General features: G+C 37.0%; 11 protein-coding genes and 2 tRNA genes. 8 read left to right on the top strand and 5 right to left on the bottom strand.

Annotated features, from left to right (window positions below):
- Positions 1-15: 15 nt before the first annotated feature.
- On the bottom strand, positions 16-1083 hold the full coding sequence (locus ACT29I_RS13335) for a FecR family protein (protein ID WP_430937106.1): 1068 nt from the start codon (positions 1081-1083) through the stop codon (positions 16-18).
- Positions 1084-1375: 292 nt separating this feature from the next.
- Between ACT29I_RS13335 and ACT29I_RS13330 the strand changes: the two genes are divergently transcribed.
- The gene (locus ACT29I_RS13330; RefSeq protein ID WP_430937104.1) at positions 1376-1969 is read left to right on the top strand and encodes an RNA polymerase sigma-70 factor; all 594 of its coding nucleotides are present in this window, start codon (positions 1376-1378) and stop codon (positions 1967-1969) included.
- 644 nt (positions 1970-2613) lie between these two features.
- On the opposite strand, the gene ACT29I_RS13325 is transcribed toward ACT29I_RS13330, so the two are convergent.
- Together ACT29I_RS13325 and ACT29I_RS13320 are read right to left on the bottom strand one after the other, a co-directional pair.
- On the bottom strand, positions 2614-4422 hold the full coding sequence (locus tag ACT29I_RS13325; RefSeq protein ID WP_430933916.1) for a hypothetical protein: 1809 nt from the start codon (positions 4420-4422) through the stop codon (positions 2614-2616).
- A 333-nt stretch (positions 4423-4755) separates the two neighbouring features.
- A complete protein-coding gene (locus ACT29I_RS13320) occupies positions 4756-6186 on the bottom strand; it encodes a carbon starvation CstA family protein (RefSeq protein ID WP_444793665.1) in 1431 nt (476 codons plus the stop codon).
- Positions 6187-6704: 518 nt separating this feature from the next.
- Between ACT29I_RS13320 and ACT29I_RS13315 the strand changes: the two genes are divergently transcribed.
- Positions 6705-7424 carry a DUF6261 family protein gene (locus ACT29I_RS13315; RefSeq protein ID WP_430933914.1) on the top strand — a complete coding sequence of 240 codons (720 nt, stop codon included), beginning with the start codon at positions 6705-6707 and terminating at the stop codon, positions 7422-7424.
- A gap of 19 nt (positions 7425-7443) precedes the next feature.
- Here ACT29I_RS13315 and ACT29I_RS13310 read toward each other — a convergent pair whose 3' ends face one another.
- Entirely contained in the window at positions 7444-7737 is a 294-nt protein-coding gene (locus tag ACT29I_RS13310; RefSeq protein ID WP_430933913.1) for a DUF721 domain-containing protein, read from the bottom strand.
- A gap of 5 nt (positions 7738-7742) precedes the next feature.
- Positions 7743-8849 (bottom strand): DNA replication/repair protein RecF, encoded by a 1107-nt coding sequence (gene recF / locus ACT29I_RS13305; RefSeq protein ID WP_430933912.1) that lies wholly within the window; start codon positions 8847-8849, stop codon positions 7743-7745.
- Positions 8850-9059: 210 nt separating this feature from the next.
- Between recF and ACT29I_RS13300 the strand changes: the two genes are divergently transcribed.
- The 6 genes from ACT29I_RS13300 (at position 9060) to ACT29I_RS13275 (ending at position 11998) form a co-directional block, all read left to right on the top strand.
- Complete coding sequence (locus tag ACT29I_RS13300) at positions 9060-9752, top strand: tetratricopeptide repeat protein (RefSeq protein WP_430933911.1); 693 nt, start codon at positions 9060-9062, stop codon at positions 9750-9752.
- Positions 9753-9832: 80 nt separating this feature from the next.
- Complete coding sequence (gene ribH, locus ACT29I_RS13295; protein ID WP_444793664.1) at positions 9833-10327, top strand: 6,7-dimethyl-8-ribityllumazine synthase; 495 nt, start codon at positions 9833-9835, stop codon at positions 10325-10327.
- A gap of 23 nt (positions 10328-10350) precedes the next feature.
- Positions 10351-10433, top strand: a tRNA-Tyr gene (locus tag ACT29I_RS13290).
- Between the two features lie 157 nt (positions 10434-10590).
- Positions 10591-10663, top strand: a tRNA-Gly gene (locus tag ACT29I_RS13285).
- A 200-nt stretch (positions 10664-10863) separates the two neighbouring features.
- Positions 10864-11328 carry a hypothetical protein gene (locus ACT29I_RS13280; RefSeq protein WP_430933909.1) on the top strand — a complete coding sequence of 155 codons (465 nt, stop codon included), beginning with the start codon at positions 10864-10866 and terminating at the stop codon, positions 11326-11328.
- A gap of 55 nt (positions 11329-11383) precedes the next feature.
- A complete protein-coding gene (locus ACT29I_RS13275) occupies positions 11384-11998 on the top strand; it encodes a DEAD/DEAH box helicase (protein WP_430933908.1) in 615 nt (204 codons plus the stop codon).
- The last annotated feature ends 327 nt before the right edge of the window (positions 11999-12325 follow it).

The following is a 12325-nucleotide window of genomic DNA, read 5'->3' as shown; positions in this document are numbered from 1 at the left end:
GCACTTTCCTTTTTTTTACTTCATCCTGGATTCAAAATAAATTGTATCATTTCTATGATTTATATTTACTGCGGTTATATGCCTTAAAATATTAATCACATCATCAAACTCCTCATCTTCAATCGATATTGTTATTTTGTAATCTTTTAGTTCGTCTGTCACTTTGAACTTATAATTAAATCTTCTTTCCAGTTTTAAAGCTGCTTCGGAAAGGGGACAATCATAAATATTCAATATCCCTTTTCGCCAGGAGGTATATTTATCAACTTTTACGGTTTTACGGACAACCTTAGCTTTATCCCTTTCGTAAACTACCTGATGACCCGGCTTTAACAACAACTTCTTGGCCGATTTATTCACAAAAGACATTTCAACAGATCCTTCTTCTAGTATAACTGATGTTACATTGGAAGATGGGTAGGCCTCCACCTCAAACTTAGTCCCCAGCACTTGAACATCTACATCCTGGCTTCTTACATTTAATGGCATCCCGGCATTGTTTGAAATGTCAAAATAGGCCTGCCCCTCCAATTTTAGATCTCTGTTTGATTGAGCAAACTTATTATTGTAGGTAAGTACCGAACCGGAATTTAACCAGACTTCTGAATTATCGGGCAAAACGATCCTGGATACCTGTCCGTTATCGGCAACCACCCTGGTGTATAGCGGACCTGCCAACATATCCTTTACCACAAAGCTACCCCCTCCTACAATTATTAACAACATAACTACCGCAGCATACTTGTATAAAGATCGTAACTTCTTTAACCTCATTAAATGGTTAAATTCATCCTTCATTATATGCGACTGAAACCGAATCAACCCTTTTTCGGTTTCCTTGCCCATCATTGACTTAGGAAGTTCCTTTTTCCAGGAAACCTTCTCATTTTTAAAAGTGATCTGGTTATCCTCGTTTTTCATCCAATCCAACAATTGTTTTTGTTCAGAATTCGAAGCCCTTCCTTCAAAATATTTTTGGATAATTTCTTTCATACTATAAATTCCTTCATTAGTAGTAGTCCATATTTTCAAAAACCCTACCTTATTTTTATACTTTTTTTTACTTTTTTTTACACTTATCATTTTAATTCAAGTTATAAACGACAATACTCGAATCGTATACCAGTTGTATATTAAAATGATGTATAATGCATTATTGACAACAACAGTTAATGCCGATACATAAGCACGGGGTGATTTTTACCAATTGTTTTGATACGGAATCGGCATTATGTATTCATGCAATCTAAAGCACACTTTACCCATAGAATCATGTTATAAATTTTAATTCCATTTATTAATTTTTGTTAATTATTTAAACTACTTTTACATTGTAACGATTTTCCATTGATCCCTATATTAAATAATAAACTGCATGAACAACATAGAAATAAATAACAGTTTAAGTCAAGGTAATCCGGATGCTTTTTCTGTTATTTATAAAGAGCTTCATCCCAGAATGCGCAGTTACTGTCGATTATTTATTAAAGAAGCAGATCAAATCGAAGATATTGTTCAGGATTGTTTTGTGCACCTTTGGGACAAACGGGGCAATATTGATGTACAGAAATCCATTGAGAGCTATTTGTTTGTTATCCTGAGAAACAAGTGTTTAAAAGTATTGAAAGACCAACAGCTGCTAAAAAATGAAATTCCCATTGAAGAGTTGCCAATCCAGGAACTTCAGTTTTTATATCAACTAGATTTTCTTGAAAAAAAAGAAAAACCATTAGAGGAAAGACTTATTGTTTCCCTTAAAAAAGCCATTGACGAATTACCCCCTAAAAGGAAAAAGGTATTTATAAAAAGTAAGATTGAGGGGATGAAGCAAATTGATATTGCCGAAGAAATGGGCGTATCAGTTAAAGTCATCGAAAAACATATAAGTCAGGCAAAAAAACAGTTAAGGAAGAAACTTTTGAAAGAATATGCCATGCTTACAGCCGTTATTGCAATGATTTTACAGTAAAACAACCAAAGCCATACACAAACCGCTCTTTACAAAATGAGCGACCTCCTTCTTTAACTACGTAACGAATTGTAATTCCGAACAAAGTGAGCCTGCCTGTCGGGCAGATAGGGAATCTTAATTCAGATAATCCAAAAATTGTCATTAAACCCGGATGATGTATTCGAAATACGTCATGCGCATTTAAAACACCATAAAACAAGGCATTACCGAAACGAGGCCTCACTTGTCCCGATTACTTTAAGGAGCATCGTTCTGGTGAGTTGAAGTGAAGCAACGAAGTGTCTTGTTTTAAAGTAATTTCAATGTGTAATAGAATTTCTAATGTATATGGCGGGTTAAACTTTATAACTAATATAGGTGACCGTTATTTATACCCCTATTAGACTTCATCTAAATGCCCATTCCATAAACAAAATCTATACATTACAAACGCTCAATATAAGCTTTTCTTTCCCAATAGCAATCAGGACGGCTGATGCCTGCTGACATGAAGGAATTTTTCATATTCCTAATGACAGATCTCGGATAAGCTTTTTATTTCATTCTGACCGAACATTAGTCATATATCATACAAAAGCCTGCTCTTTAATAGAAAGCAGGCTTTTGTATGATAATTTTATCTCCTGACAACAGGTCAGCATTTATTTCACAGGTTGCGGAATAAAAATCAACTCTAATTCCCGTTTATAATCGGCCAGGTCATTTAACACTTTTTCTTTCATATTTTTTAAGCTTTCATCTCCCAACGAAAACATTTCTTTATAATAGGAGATTCCATCTTGCAAATTCGCCTTAAACGAATTAAAATATTTTACCTGCGGTGGCGTAAAGTCTTCTTTACACTCCTCGATTTTGTTTTTTAGGTAATCCATATAAATTTTCAATTCCTTGATAAACACATTAGGCCTATCGGCATTAAAAAGACTGCTGGTTCTTCCATAAATATGGTCAACCATCTCTTTTAATGAGCTAATCTTATTAAAATAAGCTAAATTTGGTCCCGGACATACAACAACACCATGATTACCTTTGGGCAGTGCCAGTTTATGAAAATCCATTACAGTATTACCAAGTCCTACACACAAGCAGGCCTTTTCCACCAACTTGTCTACTTTAGCTTTTAATTCTGCAGGATTGGAAATCGTGTTTTTCAGCTCAGCAATCTTCGTTTTCTGATATTGAACCGAAGCTGTACAGATAGGATTTTTTGTGAATTCCGTATTGAACTGCAAAAATTTCTTTAAACACGCAGCGCCCGGCTTTCCGGCTTCAATACGTTTTTGTTTTTCGATATCGGCCCAGTTTCCCTTCACCGAATTAAAAGGAACACCTAACGGGGAAATATCGCTCAAATAGAAATCCTCCTCTTTTCCTTCTTTTAACACTTTTTGGGTAAACTCATCTACTGTAGTCGTTTCAGGCACTAACAAAAAAGGAGAACCCCAACCAACTGATTCCATTCCATAATAATCCAGGAACATTTGATGTTCGTGTGCATCACCAACACCGCCCTGAACCGTATAAGCTACCGGAAAAGCCTGCTCAACCTCAATACCTTTTTCTTGTTTTAACACATTAGCATAACCGGTGAACAACATACTTACCAGCTTCTCTTTGTTATCTTTAAATTCCTTTAGGATTGGGCCTAGCAAATAGCCATCTGATGCAAATGCATGACCTCCGCAATTTAAGCCGGATTCAATTCTATATTCTGAAACCCAAAGACCTTTTTTTCCCAGGAACCGGCCTTGAATCATAGCCGAACGGTAATCACTTACCTTTAATACAATCCTTTTTTTCAATTTTCCATCCGCATCAGGATAAAAATCTTTAAAGCTAGCCATGTAACCGTATAAGCGAGGGTTTAATCCGGCAGAAAGAACTAGAGAAGCATCCAGCTTACTTTCGGCAAAACCTTTTAAAGCAGCGTGTGCATCGTTATACTCAGTGGGATAAGGCTCTTTATCTTTATTAAAGTTTACGCCATCTAATTTGGTCATGATATTTACGTCAATACTTCCGGGACGCATGGAGCTTCGCAATTCTTCCTGCAACTTTCCTTTAGCACGACTATCTTCCCCAAGCATCTGATCATACTTGATTTTAAGAGGAGAATTTGCAGGCAACAACTCAAAATACTTGGTTATTTCGCTCCCTTCTTCAAACGGGGAATTCTTCACCGCTTCAAATTGTCTTAGGACAATGTCATGTACTAAATCTAAATACTGACGTACAATAGTCGCCCTGTTTTCGGGGTTTGAAGCATCTAACAATTCATAAGTCAGACCATTCTTTTTGCTATGTATTTCAATTAAATGATTCATTATATAATGATCCGACAATGGAACTACCGAGTGGATTCCATATTTGGCGACCTTTAATGGCGATTCAATTGTATATCCTGTGCCCATAACAGGGATATGAAAGGTATGCAGTGCTTTGTTTATCATCCGAATTAAATATTTTTAAAAACGCAAAGTTAATTATTGCAGATCGGTTACAAATCTTGATCGTGATAATTGATTGAGATAATCGCATAATTAACTAACTCGTACATTTTGTACGAATAGTCTAATTTGTTTGAACATGCCCTTCGATAGTGCCAGTGAGCGATTTATTGCCCAATAAAAAACGCCTACCAAATAAAGTAAGCGTTAAAATCACGTTCAAAGATACTCAAATATTTACATTCATCATGTATTTTCAATAACTATTCTATATAAAATCTTCTTTAATGCCTATTAAAAAAGATACCAGCGTTAAGTCAAGTTATTTATAATGATTTATTCTGTTAACGCAAGCCTGGCTTTACCGGTACTGTATAAATAAAATCCCATTCCTAATAAACCCGAGGCAATCCCAACCGAGTAAGAGATATTTTGATCCAACTGAAAACCCTCCGGCGCTATCAAAATATAGCTAATTACCACCGAAGTCATAAATACAGCAGGGATCAATACAAACCAATACTTACCGGTTGTTTTACGCATATATACTGCTGCCGTCCATAACACAAAAACAGACAATGTTTGGTTGGCCCAACCAAAATAACGCCAAACTATACCAAAATCAACTTGCGTTAAGATGATAGCAACCAAAAATATGGGGACAGTAACATACAAGCGTTGAATCAATTTACCTTGTTTGATTTTAAAAGAATCGGCAATGGTTAAACGGGCACTTCGAAAAGCGGTGTCGCCAGAGGTTATCGGTGCTGCGACTACTCCAATCAAAGCTAAAATCCCTCCCACTTTTCCTAATAAAGAATTACATATTTCATTTACAATAGGTGCTGCATTGTTTTTAGCTTCAGCAAAGCTAACTCCCAGATCGCTTACTCCACCAAAGAAAGCCATCGCAATTGCTGCCCAGATAAGTGCGACAATCCCTTCTGTGATCATTGCTCCAAAAAATATCTTCTTACCATCTTTTTCGTTGGGAAGACAGCGTGCCATTAGTGGGGATTGAGTTGAATGAAAACCCGATACAGCTCCGCAGGCAATAGTAATAAACAACAAAGGAAATATTGGAAAACTTGAGGATTCACTATGCATATTGACCAAGTTTCCCGGTACTAGTTCAGGAATTTTATATCCGCCAAACACCATTGTTACCGTAATTCCAACCGCCATAATCAATAAACTCAAACCAAAAACAGGATAAATTCTTCCAATAAGCTTGTCTATTGGAATCATAGTTGCCAATAAATAATATACAAATATACCGATAACCAAAATGGTAACATCCATACCTGTAATGCCTTGAAGAATTGCGGCGGGTCCTTTCACAAACACAACTCCTACTATAATCAATAAGCCAACTGCAAACACGCGCATAAAATTTTTGGTTCCATTGCCCAAATACATTCCAACAATTTCAGGTATGCTGGCACCCTTGTGCCGGATAGATAACATCCCCGAGAAATAATCATGAACAGAACCTATAAATATACAGCCAAGTACTATCCAAATAAATGCGACAGGTCCCCACAATGCACCTGCAATGGCACCAAATATGGGACCTAAACCTGCAATATTTAAAAACTGAATTAGAAAAATCCTGGCATTACTCAATGGCACAAAATCAACGCCGTCATGTTGGGTAATTGCCGGTGTAGGTCTATCGGGATCTGCCCCAAATTGTTTTTCGATAAAACCTCCGTAAATAAAATAAGCAGCAACCAGAACCGCAATACAGATAAAGAAAGTAATCATGAAAAGATTTTTATATTTAAAAACGATTTACATGAAATCAAATAAATTTCACAATGTCATACGCACAACAAATTTAATCATTCATAAAAAAATGGCAAGCCAAACGTTTTTGACTCGCCATTTTTTATGCCCACCATTGAACGAAAGCACCGCAGACCTCGTTACGCTTGTCTGGCCGGCGCATACTTTCATGCACTGTTCAATGATTTTATTGCAATAGCTATTGTTTTTACTTTTTAGTAGTTTGCATTGCTTTACAAAACGAATATAATTCATGTAATTGGCTTTTTAAACCATATGTTAAACATATTTATTTTCTTTAACCCACTAGCCACTCAGATGTTAACTTACGTTTTTATTTTTTTTAGAATGGATGACAATACGACCATAAAAATGATTTTTCGAAGCATATTGCATCTCGTTTAACTCAAACCCACAAATTGAATAATAACGCTCACTAAATTCGAATAATTATTTATTTTTGATGACATTAGAGATCCACAATATAACGATAGCCCATGCCGTCCATTATTAATTACAGAAGTAACGTTGAAGAAATAAAAAACACCGCTCTAGGTATTGTAGAAATTTTCGGCAACGATATGTATGTCAACGACAGTTATTTGACAGAAGTTATCAGCACGCTCAGGGAGAACACATCTAAAATGATAGATTCTTTAAACGAGGAAATTGTAAAAAGTACGCTGGCCCCATTAGATTCAAAACGCGACAATTCTGCCCGGGTAATCTTCCTGGAGGTAAAATCAAAAATATTGTGGCCCGATGAAAAAATCGCTCAAGCTGCCCAGACAATCATGGACGTGTTAAACAAATATGGCATGGAAGTCATCCACCTGAGTTACCGCGAAGAATCGGAATGCCTTAAATCAATGCTGGAAGATTTTGAGAAAGATGAAATAGCTGCGGCTTGCAGCAAACTTCACGATTTTGATATACTCATTGATCAGTTAAAAAAGGATCAGGAAATATTTGAGAAAGCATTTCAAGAATATCTCTCCAAAAAAGAAGAAAAGCGCAACCTGTTATCCGCAAGCAAAATTGCTCAACTAATCAAAGATCAAATCAATAAGGAATTAACCAATTATATTGAAGTGATGGCCAAAGTCAAACCTGAACTTTTTGCCGAACCTGCCCAAAAGATGGAAAACATTATTGCCGAAAACAATACCGTTGTAAAAGAAAGAATTGCGAAATTAAACGAAAGGGAACTGCTATAATACTGCTATAATATTATAACTATCGAATGACTACTGCCGTAACAATCTGATGCCCCACCTCTTCGTTTAGGGCATGCATTATTTTATCCTTTAACATCAACAGTTCGTTTCGCATTACGCTGGAATTAATACTAAGGTACAAGGTGCCCTGGTGAACATAGATATTGGTTGTGGCACGTGCAACCGTTTTTCCGATTACCTTTTCCCACGACCTGATTACCCGGTTCTCGAGCATTTTGTGATCCAATTCCCTGTTTTGACTCAGGTATTCCTTAATGATTGATTTTATATGTTGTGCATTTTTCCTTTCCATAGCTGCTACCCTTGCTTGTTAAATTCTCCTTCTTCCACCAAAAATATACTGCTTTCCTTATTAATCTTTTTCAGTACAGGCTTAATTCTGTTTAACTGGGTGTCCGTAATAAATATCTGACTAAAAAAATCGCTACCCACTAATTCAATCAGTCGATCACCCCGTTCACTATCCAATTTATCAAAAATATCGTCGAGCAACAATATGGGTTTTCTTTTTTTGTGTTCTGACAAGAACTTGAACTGCCCCAGCTTTAACGCTATTAAAAAAGTCTTTTTTTGCCCTTGCGAACCCATTTTTTTTATGGGGTACCCTCCTATTTTAAAATCAACATCATCTTTATGAATCCCCTTGGTACTATAACCAAGTATCATATCTTTTTCTCTGCAGTCCCTCAAAGCACGCTCAAAGTCAGCTTCGCTCAGATGCGACTTGTAGGCAAACTCCACCACTTCCTTATCGCCGGAAATAAAGTTATACATTTCCAGGAAAACAGGTTTTAATTCTTCCAGGAATTGCAGTCGGGCATTGGAAATTTTCTTACTCAATTCAAGGATTTGAAAATCCCAGGTATCCAACATTTCATGCGCTTGTGCATTTAACGATTTCAAATTCTTCAAATATATGTTGCGCTGTGAAATGACTTTGTTATAATTAATCAGATGCTCCAAATAAGCCTTGTCGTATTGCGAAATAACACTATCGATATATCTTCGCCGCTGTTCGCTACCCTCCACAATCAATCGCTCATCCTGAGGCGAAATCATTACCAGAGGCAGCAGGCCTATATGATTCGAGAGTTTATCGTACTCCTTTTTGTTACGCTTAAACTGTTTCTTTACCCCTTTTTTAAACCCGCAATAAATATGCTCTTCTTCCCTATTGACCTCATAGGTACCTTGAATCACGAAGAAATCGTGCTCGTGCCGAATATTTTGGCTATCCACAGGGTTAAAATAACTTTTACAAAACGACATATAATAAATGGCATCGAGCATATTGGTTTTTCCGGCACCGTTTGAACCAATAAAACAATTTATGCCCTCGTTCAATTGAAGTTGTGCAAGTTCAATGTTTTTAAAATTAATGAGATGTAAATGTTTAAGATACATGCAAGCCTTTGTTTAAGCTCACAAATGTAATTATTCTCTAAGAAATAAAGCATCCGCAACCTTTGACTTTCACCAAAAATGCAGGCCAAAGCGTTTGTTAATTGATTCTGCTGACAATATTTTAACAAAACACCTAAAGAAATACGATTACGTATTTTGATTTTTTCACAAAACAACTACATTTGCGTAGCAATAAAAAATAAATAATTCATGTCGAATAAGGAAAAAGAATACGCCACGGAAACCAGCATGGAAAATGTTGAGCAAGCGTTAAGTAAAACGGAACAATTTATTGAGGATAATCAAAAGGTTCTTACCATTATCATGTTTGCCGTTATTATTGTAATCGGAGGATACTGGGGGGCTAAAAAATTATATTTCGCACCGCAAGAACAACAAGCACAAGTAGATATGTTTCAAGCTCAAAACTACTTTGAGAAAGACAGCTTTAACCTGGCTTTAAATGGTGACGGAATGAATCTTGGCTTTTTGGAAATTGTTGACGATTACGGAATGACCAAGCCGGGAAACCTGGCCAAATATTATGCAGGTGTATCTTACCTGCATTTAGGTCAATTTGATGATGCCATTGAATTTTTGAGCAGCTTTTCGAGTGACGACGAGTTGTTAGATGCGACAGCAAAAGGTGCTCTTGGCGATGCATACCTCGAAAAAGGCGATGTGGATGCTGCCATCAGCCATTATAAAGGTGCCGCTGATATCAACAACAGTATTGTGGCCCCTACCTATCTTTTAAAATTGGGATTGGTTTACGAAGAACAGAAGGAATACGGCCAGGCATTGGAAGCATACCAAAAAATAAAGGACGATTTCAAAACAGCCATGGAAGCCAGAAACATCGACAAGTACATTACCAGAGCGCAAATTTTAGCAAGCAAATAATTCAAGAAATAAAAATAAATGATGAAAGAGGTTGCCGGTTTTGGTAACCTCTTTTACATTGGTACCCTAAAATTGATTTTATGGCAACAAGTTTGAAAAACCTGTCGGACTACGACAAAAGCAAAATGCCTTCCGCTGCAAACATGAAATTTGGCATTGTGGTGGCTGAATGGAACGAGGAAATTACCGAAGCGCTATACGATGGGGCATACAATACCTTAATTGAAAATGGGGCCAATCCTGATAACATTATCAAAAAATATGTTCCCGGTAGCTTTGAGCTTACAAAAGGTGCCAAATATATGGCCGATTACACCGACGTGGATGCCGTCATTTGCCTGGGTTGTGTTATCCAGGGCGACACGCCACATTTCGATTTTGTATGTGATGGTGTAACGCAAGGTATCACTCAATTAAATTTAGATTATCCCATACCGTTTATTTTCGGGCTTATTACAACCCTAAACTTACAACAAGCCAAGGACAGAGCTGGTGGAAAGCATGGCAACAAAGGTGATGAAGGAGCAATTACCGCCATAAAAATGGTAGATATGGGTTGGAGTTTAAAAAAATAAATTCTAGATTTGAACGCGCATTGGGGGAGATACCAAAGCGGCCAACTGGGACGGACTGTAACTCCGTTGTCTTACGACTTCGCAGGTTCGAATCCTGCTCTCCCCACTTAAAATCGGAAGACGTTCGATTTATATGAAATATGCCAATGTGGCTCTCGAAAACAAACGAACCGAAGATTTGTATTTTAAGGAAGTGGCCCAAGCATTGCATTCAAGGGGTAAATGGCAGCATAAAAGTGGCCATCGCCCATAACAAAGCACAGGCGAAAGTAGCTCAGCTGATAGAGCATCAGCCTTCCAAGCTGAGGGTCGCGGGTTTGATCCCCGTCTTTCGCTCATTCAAAAGCCATTCGACTTCGTTCGGATGGCTTTTTTTATGTGGTATCAGTACCCCATAGATACACGCTAAAATTTGAAAACTAGCATTGCCTGCGGAGAATCCATTATGGAATCCTTCCAACTAAAACAACATGGCATTAATCTTTTTTCTTGTTTCTGCGTTAAAACATATATCATGCAAGATAAATCGACTAGTTATGCCTTTTGACAAAGAAAGAAAATTAAATGAGTTATTTACCAACTTTAAACGTACGGACAAATTTTATGCTGAATTTAAGTTGGAATTCAAATCGGTGATAATGGATGTTATTTTGGATTATTATCCCGAATTTAAGCAAAAGGATGTTCTGAACGATATGATGGGCCATTATGCAACCGAAGTTTTGAGTGCGACGGAGTCCGTATTGGACAAAGACAAAAACTATCCTGAGGAAAGAAAAATTGAAGAGTTGGGGTACATGGACAGGCTTTTAAACAAGGAACAGGTTATCGCCAGGCAAAGCGCTTTTTCCGAAACCGTACATCAAAAAGTTAAGGAGCTAATTGTTGCACATTACCCCAACATAGTAGACTTGTCCACATATGGGTTTAGATTGCTCGAAAGAAATATGAAGATGCATTTGATTGGTTTTATTTCGCAATTTTTATCGTTTGTAAAATAGTAGCCTAATTTTATTATTTTTGCGCTTTCTACAACCCGAATAACAAGGAAAGTACATGAAATTAAAAAAGTTATTACCCGAACTGGCTACAGGAATTATAAATGAGGGCCTCGACAAAACACCCAGACAGATTCAAACAGATGCCATTCCTAAAATTAAATCCGGTGCTGATGTAATTCTGATATCACCAAAAGATTCGGGTAAAACCACAGCCCTTGTTATTGGAACCATCCAGCAATTGAAAAAGCCGTTTGAAGAGGCACCCCGCGCCATCATTATCACGTCAACTAAAGAAAAAGCATTTGAAATCGAAGAACAGATAGCGCTGCTTGGCAAACAGTGCAATCTAAGGACTTTTGTAGCTTTTGACAAGGGTATCATTCAGTATCAGAAAGATGAAATTTACGATGGTCTGGATGTATTAATTTGCACGCCCAAACGCCTGACCGAACTGGTTAACATCAACGGTGTTCCCATGACCAAAATAAGCCTTATTATTATGGACGATGCCGACACGCTTATCACAAACAGTTCCCACTCCATTATTTATCGCATTGGCGATGGCGTAAAAAAAGCGCAGATAATTATTGCAGCCGACAAATGGCACAATAAATTCGACGATCTGTCGGACAGAATATTAAAAAACCCTATCATTATCGAAAACAAATAAAAGGATTCAAGTTCTGAAAGAAAAAACAATGTATTGAATTACCGCAAATAGCGATAACTACAGTGCAGAAACTTTTACCTCTACAAACTTGTAATATTATACCTGCAAAACATATAAAAAAAATGTGTTACCAATCAGATGATTGGCGTCTAAACAAAAAAGAAATACATTTTCACCTAAAACAAAAGAACTAAAACCACACGATGCACAACTTAGTCTGATCATGTATATCCATACTGGTCAATACATTAATAGTGTCCAACACTGGTTAGCCACTTGGCAAAGTTTGATTTTGGCTACTGAAATTTTAGCTAAACTTAACCGCTG

This window comes from Saccharicrinis sp. GN24d3 (assembly GCF_052400645.1).
GTDB lineage: Bacteria > Bacteroidota > Bacteroidia > Bacteroidales > Marinilabiliaceae > Saccharicrinis.
This window is presented reverse-complemented; position numbering and strand designations above follow the sequence as displayed.